Genomic DNA, 22,393 nt, shown 5'->3' on the forward strand with positions numbered 1-22,393 from the left:
CGCTGCGCCAGCCGGGCGGCGAGCCGCGGCGCCGGAGGTGGCTGCGACGTCGGCGGGTTCGGCACGCCCGGACCCTATCCGCCGGGCGCGCGCCCCGGTCGCCCGGCGGGAACGCCCGGCCGCCCGCCGTGGTTCGGTAGGGCGTGACCTCGACGACGTCCGGCACCGCCCGCCGCGCGCGGGTGCGCGCCCCCGAGCTGACCGGCCGCGGCTGGCTGAACACCGGCGACCGGCCGCTGACGCTGGCCGGGCTGCGCGGCAAGATCGTGCTGCTCGACTTCTGGACCTTCTGCTGCGTGAACTGCCTGCACGTGCTCGACGAGCTGCGGCCGCTGGAGGCCGAGTACGCCGACGTGCTGGTGACCGTGGGCGTGCACTCGCCGAAGTTCGAGCACGAGGCGGACGCCGACGCGCTGGTCGCCGCCGTCGAGCGGTACGACGTGCACCACCCGGTGCTCGACGACCCGGAGCTCGGCACGTGGTCGGCGTACGCCGCGCGGGCCTGGCCGACGCTCGCCGTGGTCGACCCCGAGGGCTACGTCGTCGCGCAGCTCAGCGGCGAGGGGCACGCGCACGGGCTGCGGGTGCTGCTCGACGAGCTGGTCGCCGAGCACGAGGCGAAGGGCACGCTGCACCGCGGCGACGGCCCGTACGTACCGCCGCGGCCGCCGGCGACCGCGCTGCGCTTCCCCGGCAAGGCGCTCGCGCTGCCCGGGGGCGCCCTGCTGGTGAGCGACACCGCGCACCACGAGCTGGTCGAGCTGGCCGGCGACCTCACCACCGAGGTGCGGCGGTTCGCCGCGGGCGGGCAGCCGCAGGGGCTCGCGCTGCTGCCGCCGGACGTCGCGGAGCAGGTCGGGTACGACGTCGTGGTGGCCGACGCGGGCGAGCACGTGCTGCTCGGCCTGCGGCTGGCCGACGGCGACGTCCGACGGGTCGCGGGCACCGGGGTGCAGCTGCGCGAGCGGGCCGGGGCCGGTGCCGCGCTGCAGCAGCCGCTGTCGACGCCGTGGGACGTCGCGTGGTTCGACGGGCAGGTCGTCGTGGCGATGGCCGGCACCCACCAGCTGTGGGCGTTCGACCCGGTGGCGGGGACGGTCGGCGTGCTCGCCGGCACCAGCGCCGAGGGCGTGCGCGACGGGCTGGCCGCCGACGCGTGGTTCGCCCAGCCGTCGGGCCTGGCCGCCGACGGCGACGTGCTGTGGGTCGCCGACAGCGAGACGTCGGCGCTGCGCTCGGTGCGGCGCACCGACGCCGGCCTGGAGGTGCTGACGGCGGTGGGCACCGGCCTGTTCGACTTCGGGCACGTCGACGGGCCGGCCGGCGAGGCGCTGCTGCAGCACCCGCTCGGCGTCACGGTGCTGCCCGACGGCTCGGTCGCGGTGAGTGACACCTACAACGGCGCCGTCCGCCGCTACGACCCGGCGGTGGGCGAGGTCAGCACGCTGGCCCGCGACCTGCGCGAGCCGAGCGACGCGGTGGTCGAGGTGGTCGGCGGCGAGGCGCTGCTGGTGGTCGTCGAGTCGGCCGCGCACCGTCTGGTGCGGGTGCCGCTGCCGGTCGCCGCGCAGCGGGTGGACGGCGGGGCGCGGCGCACGCAGCGCCCGGTCACCGAGCTGTCGCCCGGGGCGCTCGACCTGGTGATCGGCTTCGTGCCGCCGACCGGTCAGGCGCTCGACGACCGGTGGGGCGACCCGACGCGGCTCACGGTCAGCGCCACCCCGACGTCGCTGCTGGCGGAGGGCTCGGGCACGGCGCCGGGCCTGCGGCGCGGGCTGCGGTTCGCCGACGGCCCGCGCGAGGGGGTGCTGCACGTGAGCGTGCAGGCCGCGGCGTGCGACGCGCACGGCGACGACGGCGAGGTGCCCGAGGGGGCGGCCTGCCACCTGTACCAGCAGGACTGGGGCATCCCGGTGCGGCTGGTCGAGGGTGCGGCGTCCGAGCTGGTGCTCGACCTGCGCGGCACCTGACCGCCCCGGAGACGGCACGAGGGGCCGGCGCACAGTGCGCCGGCCCCTCGTGGCACCCCCGAGGTGCGGTCGGTCAGAGCGTGTCGCGGCCGTCGTACACGCGGCGCTCCTCGACGACGGCGGCGTCGTCGCGGACGACGCGGCGTCGTCGCGGCGCGAAGATCAGCGCCGTCATCGCGAGACCGATGACGCCCACCACGACGAGGATCCAGCCGATGGTGTTGATGTCGATGCCCGACACGTCGGCGCTCACCGCCAGCGCCAGGACCAGTCCGACGGCGATGAGGAAGATGCTCGCACCGATGCCCATCGTGAACCTCCAGGGGTCGAGCGGACCGTGCTGGCCCGCATGCGCCCCCTAGTGAGGCACACCGGCGTCGCGCCCGCGAGTCGGCGTCACCCGTCCGGGGGAGCGCCTAGAAGGCGTCCTCGGGCACGTCCATCAGCGAGTTGTCGACGGCCTCGGCGATCGCGCGCTCGGCCGAGAGCCGGGGCAGCACGGTGCGCGCGAAGAAGCGGGCCGCGGCGACCTTGCCGGTGTAGAACGCCCGGTCGGCGGTCGACACCTCGCCCTGCAGGGCGGCCAGCGCCACCTCGGCGTGCCGCAGCAGCAGCCAGCCGACCACCAGGTCGCCGGTCGCCAGCAGCAGCCGCGAGGTGTTCTGCCCCACCTTGTAGAGGTTGGTGACGTCGCCGCCGTGCCGCGCGTCGGACGCCATGAGCGACTCGACCATCGTGCCGACGATGCCCTGCACGTCCTCCATCGCCCGCCCGAGCAGCTCGCGCTCGGTCGCCAGCGCCCCGTTGCCGGCGTCGCCCTTGGCCGTCTGCAGGATCTGTGCCGAGAGCGCCCCGAGCGCCTGACCCTTGTCTCGCACGATCTTGCGGAAGAAGAAGTCCTGGCCCTGGATCGCGGTGGTGCCCTCGTAGAGCGTGTCGATCTTCGCGTCGCGCACGTACTGCTCGACCGGGTAGTCCTGCAGGAACCCCGAGCCGCCGAAGGTCTGCAGGGACTCGGTGCCGAGCAGCACCCAGGCGCGCTCCGAGCCGCAGCCCTTCACCAGCGGCAGCAGCAGGTCGTTGACCCGCGCCGCGAGGTCGGCCGGCGAGCCCGCCTCGAACGCCTCCGACCCGCCGGCCGCGTGACCGGCCACGTCGACGGCGTCCTGCTGGCTCGCCGTGTAGAGCACGAGTGCGCGCAGCCCCTCGGCGTACGCCTTCTGCAGCATGAGCGAGCGGCGGACGTCGGGGTGGTGGGTGATCGTGACGCGTGGCGCGGCCTTGTCGGTCATCCGCGTCAGGTCGGCGCCCTGCACCCGCTCCTTCGCGTAGTCGCGGGCGTTGAGGTAGCCGGCTGACAGCGTCGCGATGGCCTTCGTGCCGACCATCATCCGGGCGAACTCGATGATCTTGAACATCTGCGCGATGCCGTCGTGCACCTCGCCGAGCAGCGTGCCGACCGCCGGGATGCCGTCGACCTCGCCGAACCGCACCTCGCAGGTCGTCGAGACCTTCAGGCCCATCTTGTGCTCGACGTTCGTGACGAACGCGCCGTTGCGCTCGCCCAGCTCGCCGGTCGCGAGGTCGACGTGGAACTTCGGCACGATGAACAGGCTCAGGCCCTTGGTGCCCGGCGCGGCGCCCTCGGGGCGGGCGAGGACGAAGTGCACGACGTTGTCGTAGACGTCGGCCTCGGCGCTGGTGATGAACCGCTTGACGCCGGTGACGTGCCAGGTGCCGTCGGGCTGCTGCACCGCCTTCGTGCGGCCGGCGCCGACGTCCGACCCGGCGTCCGGCTCGGTGAGCACCATCGTGGCGCCCCAGCGGTGGTCGACCAGGTGCTGCGCCAGCTGCTTCTGTGGGTCGGTGCCCAGCTGGTAGAGCACCTTCGAGAACGCGAAGCCGGCCGAGTACATGTGCACGCCGGGGTTCGAGCCCAGCACCAGCTCGGCCATCGCCCAGCGCAGCGACGGCGGCACGACGGTGCCGCCCATCTCGGCCGGGATGTCGGTGCGCCACCACTCGGCGTCGAGGTAGGCGCGGTACGACGACTTGAAGGCCTCGGGCAGCTGCACGGTGTGCGTCGCCGGGTCGAACACCGGCGGGTTGCGGTCGCTGTCGAGCAGGCTCTCGGCGAGCTCGTGCTCGGCGAGCCGGGCCACCTCGCGCAGCATCTCGCGCGCGGTGTCGGCGTCGACCTCGTCGTACGGGCCGCTGCCGAGCAGCTCCTGGCGACCGAGCACCTCGAAGAGGTTGAACTCCAGGTCGCGCACGTTCGCGATGTAGTGGCCCATCGGAGCGGTCCTCTCGAGCGTCGTCGCACGTGGGGCCGGCGTGGTTACCGGCGAGTAGCCTCCATGGTGCTACTGGCCGGTAACAAGTGCAAGCCCCTCGGCGACGGCCGGGGCCGACCGGTGCCGCGGGGTCAGGGCAGCCGTCGCGCGCGGCGCACCCGTGCCCCGGCCAGCGCCGGGTCCTGCGGGACGGCGGCGTGCAGCACGACCGGGCCGACGCGCAGCCGGCCGGACGTCGTGGGATCGGCGCGCAGCCCACCCCGCCCGCGCAGCGCGTCGCGGGCCCCGGGTGCCAGCCGGTCGTCCATCCAGGCGCACGGCGAGGTCTCGCCCGCCGCACGGAACGACACCGGCCCCGCCCCGGCGTCCAGCATGAACTCGGTGTGCCGCAACGCGTTCAGGTCGATGCCGCGCACCACCACGTTGCGTCGCGTCAGTCGCGCATCGAGGCTGCCGCGAGCCAGGCCGAGCTCGTCCTCGACGGCCTCCAGCGCCTCGGCCGCCACGAACGACACCGACGACGCCAGCCGCGACACCTTGCCGTAGAACCGGTCGCCGACGATCCCCTGCCCGGCCACCACCTCGACCTCGTCCGGGTACGACGTCGGGTACGGCCCCACGCCGTCGCGCGGGTCGGGCGAGTGGAACCAGTAGTTGTGCCCCGGCGACACCACCAGCGCCTCGATGCTCGGGCCGCTCACGCCGTCCAGTGTCGCCCACCGCGCCGCCTCGCCGGTGTGCGCTAGCCCCGTTCAGTCGGCTGCGGCACCGTGCGAGGGGCTTGCTCGCCCAGGGGACGGTGCGCACGCCGCAGGAAGCCCGACTCCAGTCTGCGCGAGCCACGTTCAGTCGGCTGCCGCACCGTGCGAGGGGCTGCCGCACCGTTCGAGTGGCGCGCACGCCCATGGAACGGTGCCCGAGCCCACTGAACGTGGCTCGCGCCGACCCGAGCCGTCAGGACTTCAGCTCGTTCAGCGCCGACTCCTTGTGCGCGGCCTGCTTGCCGGTCTTCTCGGACTCGACGATGTAGGCCGGCTCGTCGTCGGACGCCTTGAACTTCTGACCGTCGAACTCGAAGTCCTTCGTCTTCTGCTCGACGACCTTGCCCTGGGTGCGGCCCTGCGACGTGCCCCAGCTGACCCGTGTGCCCTTGCTGATGCTCATGCCGGCGACGCTAGGACGGCGGCGCGGGCCGCGCAGGATCAGGCGCGGTCGAGGCGGGCGCGCAGGCCGGTGGCCCGGGCCGCCGGGTGCTGCGTCGCGGCGACGACGGCCTCGGGCGAGCCGACGAGCCGCACGTGCGAGCGGGCGCGGGTGACGGCGGTGTAGAGCGTCTGGCGGGTGCCGAGCGGCGAGCCGGCCGGCGGCAGCACGACGGTCACCCGCTCGAACTGGCTGCCCTGGCTGCGGTGCACGGTCATCGCGTGCACCGAGCGGACGTCGGCCAGCCGCACCAGCGGCACCCGGATCGGCGTGCCGCCGCGACCGAAGACGGCGACCAGCCCGTCAGGGCCGTCGACCACGACGCCGGTGTCGCCGTTGTACAGGCCCGCGTCGTAGTCGTTCGCCATCACCAGCAGCGGCTCGCCCAGGTACCGGCCGTCCGGACGCCGGGTGACGGGGTGGTCGAGCGCGACCCAGGCGGCGGCGAGCTGTCCCCAGCGCTGCACGCCGCGCGGCCCGAGCCGGTGCGCGCACAGCAGCCGGTGCTGCTCGAGCGCCTGCACGGCCGCCGCCGCGTCGCCGCGCACCGCCGCCGCGTGCAGCGCGTCGCCCCCGGCCCGGACGTCGGCCCGCACCCCGGCCAGGTCGGCCGGCGTCGGCTCGGCGACGTCGGCCACCGCGACCAGCTCGACCCCGTCGGCGTCGAGCAGCATCGCGAGCGCGTCGTCGTCGGCCCCGGCCTGCACGGCCCGCGCCAGCTCACCGATCGCGCTGGTGGCGTCGAAGCGGTGGTTGCGGCGCAGCACGGCGACGCCGTCGCGCACCCTGGCGCCCGCGGTGTCGGGGGCGACCTCGCCGTCGACCTCGGGCAGCAGCACCGACAGCGCCGCCCGCTGCGCCGCGGTGCGCGCGACCTGCTCGCCGACCAGGTCACCGAGCACCGCGCCGACCTCGACCGACGCCAGCTGGTCGGGGTCGCCCACCAGCACCAGCCGCGTGCTCGGGCGCAGCGCCTCGAGCAGCCGGGCCATCAGCGTGAGCGACACCATCGACGTCTCGTCGACCACCACGACCTCGACCGGCAGCCGGTTGTCGCGGTGGTGCCTGAAGCGGCTGCGCGCACCCGGCCGCCAGCCCAGCAGCCGGTGCAGCGTGGTCGCCGGCAGGTCGACCGCCGCCGACCGGTCGGGCTCGGGCAGGGTGGCGGTCGCCGACCGCACGGCCTCCTCGAGCCGGGCGGCGGCCTTGCCGGTGGGCGCGGCGAGCGCCACCCGCCACTCGGGGTGCTGCTCGCGCAGCAGCGCCAGCACCCGCGCCACGGTCGTGGTCTTGCCGGTGCCAGGGCCGCCGGCCAGCACGCTCACCCGCGACTCCGCGCAGACCGCCGCGGCCAGCTGCTGGTCGGACTCGTCGTCGCGCGGGAACAGCCGCCGCAGCCCGGCGGCCAGCCGCTCGGCGTCGAGGTCGGCGGGCGGCTCGGCGGTGCGCGCCAGCAGCTCGTCGACCACCAGCTGCTCCTGCCGCTGGTAGCGGGTGAGCCACACCTGACTGCCCTCGACGTGCAGCGGGCCGCCGACCAGGGGGCTGGCCGCCACCCGCGCCGTCCAGTCGTCGCCGGGCCAGGCGAGCTCGGCCGGCTGCTCGGCGCCCGGTGCCGGCACCAGCCCCGTCGCACCCGCGGGGGCGGCATCCGCCTCGAGGTCGCGGCTCGTCGTCTCGCGGGCGGTGCTCAGGTCGAGCACGACGGACCCGGCACGGGTGCTGCGCACGGTCAGCGCGACGGCCAGCAGCACGGCCTCGTCGGGCTCGCCGCCCAGCCGGCCCAGGCGCTGCGCCACGTGCACGTCGGCAGCGCTCAGCACCCCGGCCCGGTTGAAGGCGGCGAGCAGGCCGGTGGCGCGGCGAGCGACCGTGGCGGAGCGCAGCTCGGGCGCGGACGCCGTCATCGCGCGCCCGCCAGCAGGTCGGAGGCGCCGACGACCAGGCCGGTCGGCGGCTGCCAGGTGAAGACGCCGGTCGGCGGCAGGTCGGCCGGCGGCTGCGGCCCGGGCATCCCGCGCAGGAACAGGTAGAGCACGCCGCCGAGGTGGCGGGCCGGGTCGTAGCCGGGCTGCCGCCAGCGCAGGTAGCGGTGCAGCGCCACGCTGTAGAGCAGCGCCTGCAGCGGGTAGTGCGCCTCGATCATCGCCACCTCCAGCGCCTCCGGCCGGTAGTGCCACAGCGTCAGCGGCTCGTCGCGCGGTGCCAGCCGGTTGGTCTTGTGGTCGACCACCACGAACCGCGGCCCCGAGCCGTCGTCGATCCGCAGCACGGCGTCGATGCTGCCGTTCAGGTAGCCGCGCAGCGGCACGTCGTCGAGCTCGGCCAGCGCGTCGGCGTACCCGGCGAGCAGGCCGCTCGGCACCTCGCGGCGCCACAGCGGCACCAGGTCGCGCAGCAGCGCGGTGCCGGTCGGCTGGTCGCCACCGGTCAGGGGCAGCTCGAACGCCAGCTCGGCGAGCTGGTCGCGGGGGGCGACGTCGAGCAGCGACCGGCCGCCGGTCAGCGGGCCGAGCGAGGTGGTGGCGGCCAGCTCGACGGCGTCGGCGAGCAGCTCGACGCCGGGGATGCCCGCCCGGCCGGCCTCTGCGACGACGTGCTCACGCAACGCGCTCGCCCCGTGCTCGGCAACCGACTCGAGGGCGGCGTGCACGGCGGTGCCGAACCCGGTGCCGCCCGGCAGCTCGGCCCACGGCGACGGGATCGCCCGCAGCGCGTCGTCCGAGGCGGGTGAGCGGACGTCGTCGTCGGCGTCCGCCTCGTCGTCGGTCTGCGGCTGCTCGGGCTCGCTGGCCACCGCGGGCTGCAGCTCGTGCGCCGCGGCGGTGAGGGCCGAGTACGACGTGCGCCGCCAGTCGGTGTCGAGCGGGCGGTCGAGCACGGCGACCTCGAGCTCGGGGACCGGTGCGCCGGACGGCGGGAGCGCGGCGGGCGGCCGCGGGCGCACCACCTCGACGTCCACCTCGCCCGCCCCGCGCGCGGCTCGCGGGCGCAGCGCCTGCAGGGCGGCGTCGTCGCCCGGCACGGCGACCTCGTGGTCGGGCACCGGGCCGTCGCCCGGCAGCAGCAGCCGGTGCAGCGCGGACGTCGAGGTGTTCGTCGACGGCGCCCACCACAGCAGCAGCTGCGACTGCGCACGGGTCAGGGCGACGTACGCCAGCCGCAGCTCCTCGTCGGCCTCGTCGGCGTCCTGCTCGCGCACGTGCCGGCCCCACTCCGGCGACCCCTCGCCGCCGACGTCGAGCAGGCGGCGTCCGTCGTCGCCGTGGAACCGCGCGGTGCCCGGGCGCAGGCGGGGGTAGCGGTCCCAGGCGAACGGCACCAGCACCACCGGGAACTCCAGGCCCTTGCTGGTGTGCACGGTCATCACCTGCACCGCGGCCGCGTCGGTCTCGAGCCGGCGGCTGCGCTCGAGCCCGCCGCTGGTGCCGGCCTCGAGGCGCCGCCGCCGCAGCCAGGTGAGCAGGGCGGTCAGGCCGAGCTGGCTCTCGACGGCCGCCTCGTGCAGCGTCTGCGCGACGTGCCGCAGGTCGGTGAGCAGGCGTTCGCCGCCGCGCTGGGCGAGCACCCGCGGCTGCAGCCGACCCGCGGTCGCGACCGCCTCGAACAGGGCGGCGACCCCGCGCTCCTCCAGCAGCTGGGCCCAGGCCCGCAGCAGCAGCGACAGGTCGTCGGCGAGCGCGTCGCCCCGCAGGGCCAGGTCGGCGGCGGTGGCACCGACGAAGCACCCGAGCGCCAGCCGCCGCACCCGGGTCGTGCGGTGCGGCTGCTCGAGCGCTTCGAGCAGCAGCTCCCACTCACCGGCCGCCTGCGTGTCGAACACGCTGCTGCGGGTGGTCAGCACCACGGGGACGCCGGCCGCCTCGAGCGCCGTGCGCACCTTCTGGGCCTGCGGGTTGGTGCGCACCAGCACCGCGACGTCGCCGGGCAGCAGGGGTCGCTCGCCGCCGTCGCGCTCGTGCACCACCCGCTGCTGCAGCAGCTCGACGACCTCGACGGCGAGGTCGTCGGCCACCGCGGCGCGGGCTCGGTCGACCCGCGCCAGCCCCTCGTTCGACAGCGGCAGGCCGTCGCGCGGCAGCACGCGCAGCCGCACCGGTGCGCCCGGGGTCACGAGCCGCCCGGGGTGCGCGCCGGCGACCGGGTCGACCCGGATGCGCTCGTCGCCCAGCGCCAGGCCGCCGACCAGCGCGTCGAGCCCGGCCAGCAGCGCCGCGTCGCTGCGGTGGTTCGTGGGCAGCGTCGACCGGGTGCCGGCCGCCTCGCGCGCGGCGAGGTAGGCGTGCACGTCGGCGCCGCGGAACCCGTAGATCGCCTGCTTGGGGTCGCCGATCAGCACCAGCGTCGCCCGCTCGTGGAACGCGTCGCGCAGGATCTGCCACTGCACCGGGTCGGTGTCCTGGAACTCGTCGACGAGCACCACCGGGTAGCGGGCGGCCAGCCGCTCGCGCGCCCCGAGGCCGGTCACCGGGTCGCGCAGGGCGTCGGCCAGCCGGCGCAGCAGGTCGTCGTAGTCGACGAGGTGCAGCCGGTGCTTGCGCACCTCGAGCTCGGCTCGGACGGCGGCGGCGACCCGGGCGCGCAGCGCGGGCAGGGGCGGGACGCCGGGCGCCGACGGGTCGGGCAGCAGCGCGGTGGTCGGGTCGCGGGTGGCGTCGTGCGCGAGCTGCACGAAGCGCTCGCGGGTGAGCTGCGGCGGCTCGGCGCCGGGCTGGCCCCACTTGCGCAGGTAGAGGTCGTCGGCGATCTCGGTGACCAGGTCGTGCACGTCCTCGACCAGCTCGGCGCCCGGCTCGTGCGCCGACGCCGTGCCCAGCGCCGTCAGCACCTGCTGGCAGAACCCGTGCGTCGTGGTGACCGTCGCCGCGTCGAACCCGGCCAGCGCGCGCTGCAGCCGCAGCCGGCGCTGCTGCACCACCTCGGGGCGCGCGTCGAGCAGGTGCGCCAGCAGGGCGTCGGCGCCGGCGGGCCCGCCGCGCTGCAGGCCGTCGCGCGCCTGCAGCAGCGGCGCGAGCACCCGCTCGCGCAGCTCGCGGGTCGACTCGCGGCTGAAGCTCACGACGAGCAGCTGCTCCATCGTGGCCACGCCCTCGGCGACGTACCGGGCCACCAGCGCGGCGATCGTGTACGTCTTGCCCGTGCCGGCGCTCGCCTCGAGCAGCGTGGTGCCGCGCGGCAGCGGACCGAGCAGGTCGAAGCCGCCCGGGGCGGTGGGCGGCGCGCTCACGGTCGGTCCCGCTCGTGCGCCTGCAGCCGGTCCCACAGCCGCCGCGACAGCAGGCCGAAGCGGTCGGTCTCGTCGGTGGGCCAGCCCGCGCCGGTCTCGCCGGCAGCCGGCGGCTGCGCGGTGAGGACGTCGAGCGCCGGCTCGGCGCCGTGCAGCAGGGCGTGCTCGGCGTCGGCCCCCTCGCCGGGGAACCGCCCGCCGTCCCACTCCTGTGCGGCTGCCAGCCGGGCGCTCGCGACCGAGCTGCCGGTGCCGCGCCGCCGGGTCGCGGCGTACCGCTCGGCGGTCTTCAGCGGCAGCGGCAGCGGCGCGTGCAGACCGGCGCGGTAGAGCCCCACCATCTCGTCGAGCGCCGCGCGGGCCTCGGCGGCGTCGAGCGGGCCGAGGCAGCTGCGGGCGGGGCCGCGCGAACCCCGTCCGACCGTCATCGCCTGCCACGGCCGGGTCGGGTCGTGGACCGCGAGCACCACCAGCTGCACCCAGGCGGCGAGCCGGTGCCGCGGGCCGAGCCGCGAGTACGAGACGGCGAGCAGCGTGTCGCCGTGCACGCCGGTGACCGTGCCGGTCAGCGCGTGGCCGTCGCCCAGCGGCAGGTCGACGTCGACCGCGACCGGGTCGTGCTGCCGGGCGTCGGCGGTCGCCTCGACCAGCCGGTCGACGTCGTGGCCGATGCGCTGCAGCGCGGCCTGCCCGAGCGGCCCCGGGGGCAGGTCGCCGCGCAGCAGCTCGAGCCGCACGCAGTCGGCCACCGGCACGCCGCGCAGCCGCGCGTCGAGCACGCGGTCGCCGATCGCCCAGGTGTCGAGGCCGCCGAGCTCGACCGGCAGCACGTCGCTCGGGTCCTCGTCGGGCTGGGTGAGCGCCACCTGCAGCCGCTGCCGCAGGAACCCGCGCGCCGGGTGCTGGAGCAGGCGCAGCAGCTCGACGAGCTCGACGTCGCCGGCCGGGTGCGGGTCGAGCGGCGCCGGCAGGAACGGCGGGAGGGGTGCGCGCTCGCGGCCGGCCGCCGCGGCCCCGTCGGCCGCGGCCCGGTCGAAGCTGAACGGCCCCGGACGACCCAGCAGGCCCGACCGGAAGTTGCGGACGTCGAACGGTTGCAGCGGGTGCCTGACGACGACGGTCGAGCGGCCGGGTTCGCCCGGCGTCCCGCACGCGCTGCGGTCGACGGCGTCGAGCAGCTCGGCCAGCGGGACGGCCGGTGGCACCGGCTGCCCGGTGCGCTCGTCGGCACCGGTGTAGAGGACGACGAGGTGCTCCTGCGCGGCGGTCAGGGCGTCGAGCAGCAGCTGCCGGTCCTCGCTGCGACCGTCGCGCTCACCCACCCAGGGGTCGCGCGCCAGCACGTCGTCGCCGTCGCGCGTGCCCTGCCGCGGGAACGCGCCGTCGTCGAGCCCGAGCAGCACGACCACCCGGTGCGGCACCGAGCGCATGGGCACCAGCGTGCAGACGGTGAGGGTGCCGGTGCGGAAGCTCGCCCGGGTGGGGCGGCCGGCCAGCAGCTCGGCGAGCACCGTGCGGACGTCGTCGAGCGTCAGCAGGGCGGGCGCGTCACCTGCCGCACCGGCCAGCGCGGCGAGCTCCTGCTGCAGCTGCAGCCGCTGCCAGGCCTCGTTCCACGGCTCCAGCGCCAGCCCGGTGACGGCCTGCTCGAGACCCTCGGCCCACTCGGCCACGGTGTGCGTGCCGGCGAGCAGCTCGCTCGCGGCGTCGAGGCGGTCGACGAGCTCGGCCAGCCGGCCGGCCAGCTCGACGTCGCCGCTGTCGACGTCGTCGACCGGGGCGACGCCCTGCCACGCGGTGTCGCCGCCCTCCATCGCGACGCCGAGCAGCAGGCGGTCGAGGCCGACCCGCCAGGTGCCCTGGTCGAGGCCCTCGAGCTGCCAGGTGCCGCGGTGCTCGCCGTCGAGACCCCAGCGGACGGCGGCGCCGGCCACCCAGTCGCGCAGCCGCTCGAGGTCGTCGTCGTCGAAACCGAACCGGCGGCGCACCGCGGGGTCGCCGGCCAGGTCGAGCACCTGCGGCGCGGTGAGCCGCGCCGTGCCCAGCTCGAGCAGCTGCGACAGCACGGCGAGCAGGCCGTTCGTCTGCCGCAGCGCCCGGTCGGCCAGCCGCACCCGCAGCCGCGAGGCGGGGTGGCCACGGGTCTCGCTGCCGTCACCGAGCGCGAAGGCCGCGGCGACCACCGGGGCGAAGGCCTCGACGTCGGGGCACATCACCAGCACGTCGCGGGGCTCGAGGGTCGGGTCGTCGGCGAGCAGGCCCAGCACCACCTCGCGCAGCACCTCCACCTGGCGCACCCGGCCGTGGCAGGCGTGCACCTGCAGGCTGCGGTCGCCCGGTGCGAGCGGCGCCGGGGCGTCGGGCACCGTGTCGGTGGCCAGCTCGTGCTGCAGCCGACCGAGCAGCGTCGCGGGGGCGGGCGGCCCCTCGTGCAGCTCGGTTCGGTGCCCCGGGGCGACCTCGCGCAACACCTGCTGCAGCTCGCGGACGTCCCGGCCGAGGGAGGCCAGCAGCGGGTTCGTCAGCCGCTCGCCGCCCTCGTCGTCGGCCCGGCGGCGCACGGTCGGGCCCGCGGCCACGACGTCCCACGCCGCGGGGGAGGCGTGGTGCAGCCACACGTGCACGTCGCGGTGCTCGGCGAGCGCGGCCAGCACCTCGGCGCGCGCCCGCGGCAACCGGCTCGCGCCGAAGACCGACAGCCGCGGTGGCAGGTCGACCAGACCGGCGTCGCGGCGCAGCGCCTCGACCGCGGTGCCCAGCAGCTCGGCGGGGGACGGGCCGAGGCGCTCGCGCAGCCGCCGCCACACCTGCGGCTGCCACAGCAGGTCGGGGGCGACGGGCCGGCCGGAGCCGTCGTCGTCGCCGCCCGCGGCCCAGGCGCGCACCAGCTGCGGGCGCGACCACCCGTAGTCGTCGAGCAGCCGGGCGATGCGCTGCACCACCGCGAGGCGGCGCGACCCGGTGCCGCCGGGACCGCCGAGGTGGTGGCGCAGCGGGCCGAACCACTCGTCGTCCGACCGCGCCGCGTCGTCGAGCACCGACAGCAGCGACCAGGTGGAGCGGGCCGGTGCCCAGGCTCCGACCGCCTCGCGGTGCACGTCGGACGCCGCCGCGACCGCGCCGTCGAGCACCTCGGCCGGCGAGGGGAAACGGACGTTCGCGCAGACGCCGTCGCCGTCGGCCGCCCCGAGCACGTGGCTCAGCCGCTGCGCCAGCCAGCGCTCGACGCCCTTCGCCGGCACGGCGACGACCTCGCCGGCGAAGGGGTCGACGAGCGGGGCGCGCAGCACCTCGGCCAGCGCCGAGGCGAGCGCGCTGCCGCTGGCGGACCGGTGGACGACGAGCACCCGCGAAACGTACCCGCCGGCGCCGACAACCCGGCGGGGAACCCGCGGACCGCGACCGGGGCGCCCTCGGACCGTCGTCCGACCGGCCGTGCAGGTCAGGACAGTTGTCATGCTGAGGGTGTCGTCAGCGCGACGTCCGAGTACTTGCTATCCTGCACGGGTGCAGCACGCGAACCCCGCCGGCGCGACGGACTTCTGGTTCTCCGCGCGCAAGGCGGTGTCCCTGATGGAGCGCATCGCCGACCGGACGGCCCGCAACGAGCTCGGCATCGGCTTCACCCAGTACCTCGTGCTGAGCGTCGTCGACGACCGGCCCGGCGAGTTCAACCAGCAGGCCGTGGCCGACCGGCTGGGGCTCACCAAGGGCACGGTCAGCCGGCAGCTCGAGCTGGCCTCGGCCGCGGGGCTGCTCGTGCGCTCGCCGTCGCCCACCTCCCGGCGCGACTGGCTGATCTCGCTCACCCGCAAGGGCCGCGAGCTGGTGCGCCTGGGTGCGCAGACGCTGCCCGAGGCCCAGGGACGGGTCTTCGCCGAGGTCGACGACGCCGAGCTGCGCACCAGCATCGACCTCCTGCACCGACTGGTCGACCGGCTCGACGCGTAGGGCCCTGCCCTCGGCCGATCGGACGTCGCAGGCGCCCCGAGTTGCATCTGGCGTCCGGCTTGCGTAGCGTCGTCCGTGGTTGCAGTTGTGTTCCTCGCTTTCGTTGTCGCAGACGCCCGCTTGGATCTTCCAAGTCGGGCGTCTTCTCGTTTCAGGGCAGTGCCCTCCTCGCAGACGTCGGATCTCATCTCGGCAGCCCACGACGACAGGTCGTCGTCGTGCCCGCTCCTGTTGGAGGACGCATGTCGCAGGGTTCCGTGAAGTGGTTCAACGCCGAGAAGGGCTTCGGTTTCATCGCGCAGGACGGCGGCGGCGCCGACGTCTTCGTGCACTACTCGGCCATCGCGTCGGACGGCTACCGCTCGCTCGACGAGAACCAGCGCGTCGAGTTCGACGTGACGCAGGGCCCCAAGGGCCCGCAGGCGGAGAACGTCCGCCCCGTCTGATCCACGCACAGCACGTCCACGGGGTCGCTCGGTTTCGAGCGGCCCCGTGGTCGTCTCCGCTCGACGAGCGCAGGGCACCGCCCGCGTGCACGGCCGCATGACCGCGGCGAACGAGGGTAGGAGAACCCCTGTGAGCACCGTGATCCCGACCAACCCGTCCGCGCCTGCTGCGGTCGGCTCCCGACCCCGTGACCGGCAGGTGAGCTCGTACGCCGACCTGTCGCGCCGGGTCAAGGCCGCCGGCCTGCTGAACCGCCGCCGCGGCTGGTACGTCGGCCGCATCGCCGCCGTCGCGCTCGCGCTGGCCGGCGTCGTCGCCGGCGTCACGCTCCTCAATCACTCCTGGCTGGTGCTGCTGCTCGCCGGCGCGCTCGCGCTGGTGCTGACGCAGTGCGCGTTCCTCGGCCACGACGGCGCGCATCGGCAGATGTTCGGGTCGAACCGGGCCAACGAGATCGCCGGCCGGGTGCTCGCCGCCGGCGCGGCCGGCCTCAGCTACGGCTGGTGGATGGGCAAGCACAGCAAGCACCACCAGGCGCCGAACCAGCTCGGTGTCGACACCGACGTCGAGTCGAAGGTGCTCTCGTTCCACGACGAGGCCGCCGACGGTCGCCGCGGCGTGCTCAAGTGGGTCACCCGCCGTCAGGGCTGGCTCTTCTTCCCCCTGCTGCTGCTCGAGGGTCTGAACCTGCACGTCGACAGCATGATGACGCTCACGGCCCGCACGTCGGTCAAGCGCCGCTGGGTCGACCTCGCGCTCATCGCCACGCACTGGGCGCTGTACCTGACGTTCCTGTTCCTGCTGCTGCCCCCGGGCAAGGTCGCCGCCTTCGTCGGCGTGCACCTCGCCGTCCTCGGCGTGTACATGGGTGGGGCGTTCGCGCCGAACCACACCGGCATGCCGATCGTCGCCCGCGGCGCCAAGCTCGACTACCTGCGCCGCCAGGTGCTGATGTCGCGCAACGTCAGCGGCGGCGCGCCGGTCAGCTTCCTCATGGGCGGGCTGAACTACCAGATCGAGCACCACCTGTTCCCGAGCATGCCGCGGCCCAACCTGCACAAGGTGCGGCCGATGGTGCGCGACTTCTGCGCCGAGCACGGGATCGATTACACCGAGACCACGCTCCCCGGGGCCTACCGGGCGATCGTCGCCCACCTGAACGAGGTCGGCCTGCGCGCCCGCGACCCGTTCACCTGCCCGGTCGCGCAGCAGCTGCGCACCTGACCCGTCGGCGGTCGGCGCGGTGTGCTGGGATGACGCCGTGCCGACCTCACGACCGCTGCGCAGGCTGGGCTTCCTGACGATCGGCCTGTTCGACCCCGACGACCCCGCGCGCGGGCACGAGGCGACGCTGGCGATGATCGAGCTGGGTGAGCGCCTCGGCTTCGACAGCGCCTGGCTGCGGCACCGGCACCTGCAGCACGGCATCTCGTCGCCGGTCGCGGTGCTCGCCGCCGGCTCGCAGCGCACCAGCCGCATCGAGCTGGGTACAGCGGTGACGCCGCTCGGCTGGGAGAACCCGCTGCGGCTCGCCGAGGACCTCGCCACCGTCGACGTGCTGTCCGGCGGCCGGGTGAACCCGGGCATCAGCGTGGGCCCGCCCATGCACTACGACCGCGTGCGCCCGGCGCTCTACCCCGACACCGGCGACGCCGAGGACTTCTCCTACGAGCGGGTGCGCCGGCTGCTGGGTCACCTGCGCGGCGAGCCGGTCACCGAGGGTGGCCCGCGCACCGAGGGCTTCGAGGTGTTCTCCGACCGCGTGCAGCCGCACTCGCCCGGCCTCGGCGACCGGGTCTGGTACGGCGGCGGCAGCCTCCGGTCGGCGGCCTGGGCGGGCGAGCAGGGACTCAACCTGCTGACCAGCAGCGTCGTGAAGGCGGAGGAGTCCGAGGACTTCGAGCAGGTGCAGCTGGCCCAGGTGCGGGCGTTCCGCGCCGCGCACCCCGCCGGCGAGGCGGCCCGCGTGTCACAGGGCCTCGTGGTCGTGCCCACCGACAGCGCCTCGCCCGCGCAGCGCCGTCGCTACGAGGGGTACGCCGCCGCCCGGCTGCCGCGCACGACGTCGCCGCAGGGCCCGGCACGCATGCTCTTCGCCCCCGACCTCGTCGGCCCGAGCGAGCAGGTCGCCGAGCGGCTGCAGGCGCACGCGGCGTTCCGCGAGATCGACGAGGTGGCGTTCGCGCTGCCGTTCACCTTCGAGCCGGACGACTACGAGCAGATCCTCACCGACGTCGCCCGCCTGCTCGGTCCCGCCCTGGGGTGGACGCCGGACGCGTAGGCCCTGCGCCGGGTACGGTCCGGTCCGTGCGGAGAGCCTGGCGCTTCTGGAAGGTACGTCCCTGGGCGCTGCTGCTGAGCGCCCTGGTCTTCGCCGGCCTGAGCTACGTGCTGTACCGGCTGCTCGGTGAGGTGCACGCCCTGCGGCGCGCCGTCACGAGCACGGTGGTCTGGACCGTGCTGTGGGGGCTGGCGCTGCCGCTGCTGGTCGCCCGGCCGGCTCCGGACGACGCAGAGCACGACCCTGCGCTCCACGAGGCGGACGAGGCGGACGAGCTGCCGCGCACCTGACGGCGCGGCGTCACTCGTCGGGCAGCAGCAGCTCGAGGCCGAGCCAGCGGGCGAGGTCGGCGATCTCGTCGTGCACCGACGCGCGCACGGCCGCGGTGAACGGCGCGTCCTCGTGCAGGGCGTGCACGCGCAGCACCCCCTCCTTGCGGTCGGCCTTCGCGTCGAGCTTGCCGACGAGCCGGTCGCCGACGAGCACCGGCAGCGCGAAGTAGCCCCAGCGCCGCTGGGCGGCCGGCTTGTACATCTCCAGCTGGTAGTCGAAGCCGAACAGGTCGGCCATCCGGGTGCGGTCGTGCACGAGGCGGTCGAGCGGCGAGATCAGCGCCGTGCGACCGCGGAACGGTGCGCCGTCGAGCAGCTCGGGGTGCACCCGCCACTCGCCGCGCACGCCGTCGACGACCGCCGGCTCACCCACGACGCCGACGTCCCACGGCTCGCCGGGCATCTGCGTGGTGCGGGCGCGGGCGATGCCGAGCGACCGCAGCCGCAGGTCGCGACGAAGACGGGCGGCCTCGTCGTACGACAGGTCCGGCCCGTCGGGGTGCACGCGTTCGGTGAGGTCCCACAGCCGGTCGCGGCCGCGGCGGCCGACGACGGCGACCTCGCCGCGCGCGACCATGAGGTCGAGCAGCTTCGCCACGTTCTTGTCGTTCGTCCAGCCCGTCGACCGCCAGGGCCGCGCGCAGGTGTCGGGCAGCTCGCGCGTGCTGAGCGGGCCGCCGGCGCGCAGGCGGTCGAGCAGGTCGCGGCGGCAGGCGTCGTTCGCCTCGACCCACTCGCGCAGGTGCACCTGCCACTCGCGCAGCTCGCCGGGGCCGGGCCAGGCGGCCATCTCCGGGCGGAGCATCGCCATGTCCTCGGCCGGTCGCACGTACCCCAGGTGCTCGACGAGCGCGCCGCCGTCGAGCAGGGCGCGCAGCTCGAGCGGGGAGTACCCCGAGCCCAGCCGGCTCCAGAGCACCAGGTCGGCGTTCGGTGCGACCGCCGCCGTCGGGTCGAGCTGCAGCACGGTGAGGCCGCGCGCGACCTCGAGGACGTCGGCAGGTCGAGGCAGCGCGAGCAGCTGGGCGCGCACCGCGAGCCGTCGGGCGTCGCGCTGCGACAGGCGGTGGACCCCGGTCACGTGCCGACCCTAGGGTCCACCGCCGACGGGCGTCAGCCCTGCAGCGCCTCGCGCACCGCGGCGTCGAGCGGCGTCAGGGGGTGGCCGACCAATCCGGTGAGCACGGCGGGGTCGACGGCCAGCTCGCCGTCGCGGATCGCCCGGTCGACGTCGGCGAAGATCGTGGGCAGCGGGTCGGGCATGCCGGAGCCGGCGAGCACGTCACGGAAGCCCTCGACCGGCAGGTCGGTGTACGTGATGGTCTCGCCGGTGGCCGCCGAGATCGCCGCGGCGACCTGCTCGAGGGTCACCGGCTCGCCGCCGAGCTCGTGCACCCGCCCCCGCTCGGCCGGGTCGAGCAGCACGGCGGCCGCGGCCTCGGCGTACTCGCGGCGCAGCGCGATCGACACGCGGCCCTCGCCTGCGGCGCCGACCAGCCCGTGCTCGCGCAGCGTGTCGACGCGGCCGGTGTAGTTCTCCACGTACCAGGCGTTGCGCAGCACCGTCACGGTCAGGCCCGAGGCCGCGAGCACCTCCTCGGTGCCGCGGTGGTCGGCGGCGAGCAGCATCGACGTCGTGTCGGCGTACGGCGCCGAGGTGTAGACGACGTGCCGGACGCCGGCGCGCTCGGCCGCCTCGATCGCGTTGCGGTGCAGCGCGACCCGGTCGCCCTCGACGACCGACACGATCAGCACCTGCTCGGCGCCTGCGAAGGCGGCGTCGAGCGAGGCCGGGTCGGCGTAGTCGGCGGCCGCGACGCGCACACCGCGCTCGGCGAGGTCGGCGAGCTTGTCGACCGACCGGCCGGTGGCGGTGATCTGCGCGGGGTCGTGGCCGCGGTCGAGCAGCGTGGTGACGACGAGGTGGCCCAGGTGGCCGGTGGCGCCGGTGACGACGACGGACATGCGTGCTCCTGCGAGGTCGTTGGGCCGCTGCCGGCCCGCTCGAACCCGTCAACCCTCGCGGGTGGAGGCCGCTTCCCGCTGCCGCACGGGCACTTCGAGGTGCCTGAGGCACCGGTGGGTCAGTGCAGCCGCACGTCGACGTCGAGCTGCAGCGCCACGACGTCGCCGAGGTCGATCTGCTCGGCCCGGCGCGCGGCGTCCTTCAGCGGCACGACGTACCCGCCGGCACGCGGCCACAGCGACGTCGTCCAGGTGGTGCGGCCGAGCCGCACGGCGACCGGGATCATCCCCCAGCCGTAGCTGACGAGCTCAGAGACCTCGGCCAGCTGCTCGCACTCCGCCTCGGGCACGGCCGCGAAGTGGTAGGGCGCGGGACCGCGCCACTCGAACACCTCTGCCTCGAACCGCAGTCGCACGGTTCGAGGCTAGAGGGTCCGCAGTGCTCAGCGCGTGAAGAGCAGGATCACGATGCCCGTGACGACGAGCGAGATGACGAGTGATCCCAGGCAACCGATGCGGTTCGAGAAGAACAGCATCGGTCAGCGGTTGCGCGGCGCGTCGTAGGCGTCGCGGCTGCCCGACTTGGCCAGGCCGCGCGACACCAGGTAGCCGATGGTGAGGAACGTGATGAGCTGCAGGGCGCGGTCGGCGCTGAAGGGGTCGGCGCTGCCCTTGCCGTTGTCGCCCACGACGAGTGCCGTGATGATCACGGCGACGACGGCGGCGAGGTAGATGAACAGCTCGCTCGTCTTCGTCGAGGCCTTGGTCTCGGTCGTGAGGCGCCGGGTGGTGGCGTGGTCGGTGTGCTCGGCGGCGTGGGTGGTCGCCATGGTGGGACTCCTTGCGGTGTGGTGTCTGCGGGACGGACGGGCGGCGTTCGAGCCGGCCCCTGGCCCGTCGTCGAGGCACTGCTCGCCTCGACACCGGTCGCGCGGATCGCGCAACTCGTGCTCTTGACAGTGGCGCGATCCGCGGGATCGCGCGCGCTGGAGCGGGTGCGATCTCAGTGGACCTCGACGACGTCCGCGCCGAGACCGGTCGCGAGCGCCGTCCCGAGCAGTGCGCCCGGTGTGTACGAACCAGGTGCGGCGGCGCCGGCCGACAGGCGGCGGGCGACCTCGGCGGCGACCGCCGAGGTGAACGCCTGCGCGTCACCCAGCCGCAGCCAGACCTCGCGGGTGCTGCCGTCGTCCCACTCGGCGCGGGCTCGACCCCACGAGAACTCGCTGGGCCGTTCGCGCTCGGGCAGCGGCAGGCGGGCCAGCCGTCGGACGGCGAGCTCGCGCAGCGGGTTCGAGCGCAGCGCCACCCCGAGGGCCGGGAAGGCCGCTCGCAGCAACGGGCTCGCGGGCAGGGCCGACGTCGCGGCCACGACCTCGGGTGCGCCGGTCGCGCGCCACGCCGCGAGCAGCTCGCCGCTCGGCAGGGCCGACGTGGTGACCGTGTCACCGGACGGCGTGGAGAACCGCTGCCGGTCCCCGGCGACGGCCGCGCGCACCAGCCGCCCGCCGTGCACGCGGCGTCCGCCGTCGGGGGCACCGTCGAGGATGATGCCGGCCAGCGCCTCGCCGACCACGCCGCCGGGGGAGGCGAGCGACGCGATCGCGTCGACCCGCACCCGCGCGGGCGGCCGGCGGCCGGCTGCGACGAGCAGCGCCGCGGTCTCGGTGGCCACCACCCCGAACCCCGCGCCGGTCACCAGGGTGCTGCCGTCGGCGAGGGCGCGCTCGTGCTGGTCGAGCACCGCCTGGGTGCCCGACAGCTCGTTGCCCAGGTCGAGGTAGTGCGTGCCGGGCGGGAGGGCCGCGACGACCTGCGCCGCCGTGCGGGCGAACGGCCCGACGGTGCTGACGACGACGCGAGGGGCCGCACGGTGCAGCCGGGCCAGCTGCTCGTCGAAGGGCGCAGCGACGACCTCGGCGCCGGACAGGCCGGCGGTCAGGTCGGCCAGACGATCGCCGTCGCGGCCGACCAGCACCACGTGGTGACCGGTCTCGTGCAGACGGCGGGCGATGCCGCGCCCCGACCGGCCGGTCGCGCCCAGCACCCAGATCTGCTCGTCCACGGGGGTTCCTCTCTCGCGACGACACTGCGTGTCATCACCCTACCGCTGATGACACGTCGTGTCATCTAGGATCGGGTCATGAGCCGCTGGGAGCCGGGTGCGCGCGAGCGGCTCGAGCGTGCCGCGCTCGACCTGTTCGTCGAGCACGGCTTCGACGACGTGACGGTGCCGCAGATCACCGCCCGCGCCGGGCTGACGACGCGCACGTTCTTCCGTCACTTCGCCGACAAGCGCGAGGTGCTCTTCAGCGAGGCCGACCGGATGCCCGCCCTGGTCGCCCAGCTGGTCGCCGAGGCACCCCCCGAGCGGTCACCGGTCGACGTCGTCCGTCTCGGGCTGCCCTCGGTCGCCGAGGCCTTCGAGGGGCGCCTCGAGCAGCTGCAGCGGCGAGCGACCGTGGTCGGCGGGCACGACGGGCTGCGCGAGCGCGAGCTGCGCAAGATGGAGGCTCTGGTCGAGGCGATCGCGAGCGCCTTCCGCGACCGCGGTGTCGAGCCGCTCACCGCGGCCGTCGTCGCCGAGACCGTGGTGGGCGTGGTGAAGGTCGCGCTGCGCCGCTGGATCGACTCCGGCGGAGCCGAACCGCTGGCCGGCACCATGCAGACGGCGCTGCAGCGGGTCGGTTCGTCGTTCGGGCCGCCGCAGGCCGCCGACTAGC

At 75.5% G+C, this 22,393-nt stretch carries 19 protein-coding genes; 7 read left to right on the top strand and 12 right to left on the bottom strand.

Features of this window, described 5'->3' with window-relative positions:
- Positions 1-143 precede the first annotated feature (143 nt).
- Positions 144-1,970 carry a thioredoxin-like domain-containing protein gene (locus ACYVI6_RS00005; RefSeq protein WP_460444397.1) on the top strand — a complete coding sequence of 609 codons (1,827 nt, stop codon included), beginning with the start codon at positions 144-146 and terminating at the stop codon, positions 1,968-1,970.
- Between the two features lie 73 nt (positions 1,971-2,043).
- Here the strand turns inward: ACYVI6_RS00005 and ACYVI6_RS00010 are convergent, their stop codons facing one another.
- The 7 genes from ACYVI6_RS00010 to recC form a co-directional block, all read right to left on the bottom strand.
- Positions 2,044-2,280, bottom strand: coding sequence for a DUF6458 family protein (locus ACYVI6_RS00010; RefSeq protein WP_460444398.1), 237 nt, complete (start codon positions 2,278-2,280; stop codon positions 2,044-2,046).
- A 106-nt stretch (positions 2,281-2,386) separates the two neighbouring features.
- Positions 2,387-4,264 carry an acyl-CoA dehydrogenase gene (locus ACYVI6_RS00015; RefSeq protein WP_460444399.1) on the bottom strand — a complete coding sequence of 626 codons (1,878 nt, stop codon included), beginning with the start codon at positions 4,262-4,264 and terminating at the stop codon, positions 2,387-2,389.
- A 131-nt stretch (positions 4,265-4,395) separates the two neighbouring features.
- Entirely contained in the window at positions 4,396-4,965 is a 570-nt protein-coding gene (locus ACYVI6_RS00020; protein WP_284289067.1) for an MOSC domain-containing protein, read from the bottom strand.
- A gap of 253 nt (positions 4,966-5,218) precedes the next feature.
- Positions 5,219-5,428, bottom strand: a complete 210-nt coding sequence (locus tag ACYVI6_RS00025) for a hypervirulence associated TUDOR domain-containing protein (RefSeq protein ID WP_460444400.1) — start codon at positions 5,426-5,428, stop codon at positions 5,219-5,221.
- A gap of 38 nt (positions 5,429-5,466) precedes the next feature.
- Positions 5,467-7,374: an exodeoxyribonuclease V subunit alpha gene (recD, locus tag ACYVI6_RS00030; RefSeq protein WP_460444401.1), complete on the bottom strand. Its 1,908-nt coding sequence runs from the start codon at positions 7,372-7,374 to the stop codon at positions 5,467-5,469.
- The gene (locus ACYVI6_RS00035) at positions 7,371-10,694 is read right to left on the bottom strand and encodes a UvrD-helicase domain-containing protein (RefSeq protein WP_460444402.1); all 3,324 of its coding nucleotides are present in this window, start codon (positions 10,692-10,694) and stop codon (positions 7,371-7,373) included. The genes recD and ACYVI6_RS00035 overlap by 4 nt, the downstream gene beginning before the upstream one ends.
- Positions 10,691-14,041 (bottom strand): exodeoxyribonuclease V subunit gamma, encoded by a 3,351-nt coding sequence (recC, locus tag ACYVI6_RS00040; protein WP_460444403.1) that lies wholly within the window; start codon positions 14,039-14,041, stop codon positions 10,691-10,693. The genes ACYVI6_RS00035 and recC overlap by 4 nt, the downstream gene beginning before the upstream one ends.
- Positions 14,042-14,201: 160 nt before the next feature.
- On the opposite strand from recC, the gene ACYVI6_RS00045 reads away from it, so the two are divergent.
- From ACYVI6_RS00045 to ACYVI6_RS00065, 5 genes are all read left to right on the top strand, one after another.
- Complete coding sequence (locus ACYVI6_RS00045) at positions 14,202-14,645, top strand: MarR family winged helix-turn-helix transcriptional regulator (protein ID WP_460444404.1); 444 nt, start codon at positions 14,202-14,204, stop codon at positions 14,643-14,645.
- Between the two features lie 242 nt (positions 14,646-14,887).
- Positions 14,888-15,091 (top strand): cold-shock protein, encoded by a 204-nt coding sequence (locus ACYVI6_RS00050; protein WP_284289081.1) that lies wholly within the window; start codon positions 14,888-14,890, stop codon positions 15,089-15,091.
- Between the two features lie 139 nt (positions 15,092-15,230).
- Positions 15,231-16,316 (top strand): acyl-CoA desaturase, encoded by a 1,086-nt coding sequence (locus tag ACYVI6_RS00055; RefSeq protein WP_460444513.1) that lies wholly within the window; start codon positions 15,231-15,233, stop codon positions 16,314-16,316.
- A 37-nt stretch (positions 16,317-16,353) separates the two neighbouring features.
- A complete protein-coding gene (locus ACYVI6_RS00060; protein ID WP_460444405.1) occupies positions 16,354-17,373 on the top strand; it encodes an LLM class flavin-dependent oxidoreductase in 1,020 nt (339 codons plus the stop codon).
- A 26-nt stretch (positions 17,374-17,399) separates the two neighbouring features.
- Positions 17,400-17,663 (top strand): hypothetical protein, encoded by a 264-nt coding sequence (locus tag ACYVI6_RS00065; RefSeq protein WP_460444406.1) that lies wholly within the window; start codon positions 17,400-17,402, stop codon positions 17,661-17,663.
- 10 nt (positions 17,664-17,673) lie between these two features.
- On the opposite strand, the gene ACYVI6_RS00070 is transcribed toward ACYVI6_RS00065, so the two are convergent.
- From ACYVI6_RS00070 to ACYVI6_RS00090, 5 genes are all read right to left on the bottom strand, one after another.
- The gene (locus ACYVI6_RS00070) at positions 17,674-18,786 is read right to left on the bottom strand and encodes a DNA glycosylase AlkZ-like family protein (RefSeq protein WP_460444407.1); all 1,113 of its coding nucleotides are present in this window, start codon (positions 18,784-18,786) and stop codon (positions 17,674-17,676) included.
- A 32-nt stretch (positions 18,787-18,818) separates the two neighbouring features.
- The gene (locus ACYVI6_RS00075; protein WP_460444408.1) at positions 18,819-19,670 is read right to left on the bottom strand and encodes an SDR family oxidoreductase; all 852 of its coding nucleotides are present in this window, start codon (positions 19,668-19,670) and stop codon (positions 18,819-18,821) included.
- Between the two features lie 119 nt (positions 19,671-19,789).
- Positions 19,790-20,086: a DUF1905 domain-containing protein gene (locus tag ACYVI6_RS00080; RefSeq protein ID WP_460444409.1), complete on the bottom strand. Its 297-nt coding sequence runs from the start codon at positions 20,084-20,086 to the stop codon at positions 19,790-19,792.
- Positions 20,087-20,209: 123 nt separating this feature from the next.
- A complete protein-coding gene (locus tag ACYVI6_RS00085; RefSeq protein WP_460444410.1) occupies positions 20,210-20,500 on the bottom strand; it encodes a hypothetical protein in 291 nt (96 codons plus the stop codon).
- Positions 20,501-20,673: 173 nt separating this feature from the next.
- Entirely contained in the window at positions 20,674-21,735 is a 1,062-nt protein-coding gene (locus ACYVI6_RS00090; RefSeq protein WP_460444411.1) for a saccharopine dehydrogenase NADP-binding domain-containing protein, read from the bottom strand.
- Between the two features lie 78 nt (positions 21,736-21,813).
- On the opposite strand from ACYVI6_RS00090, the gene ACYVI6_RS00095 reads away from it, so the two are divergent.
- Positions 21,814-22,392 carry a TetR family transcriptional regulator gene (locus tag ACYVI6_RS00095; protein WP_460444412.1) on the top strand — a complete coding sequence of 193 codons (579 nt, stop codon included), beginning with the start codon at positions 21,814-21,816 and terminating at the stop codon, positions 22,390-22,392.
- The last annotated feature ends 1 nt before the right edge of the window (position 22,393 follow it).

It is taken from the genome of Angustibacter aerolatus (assembly GCF_054776675.1).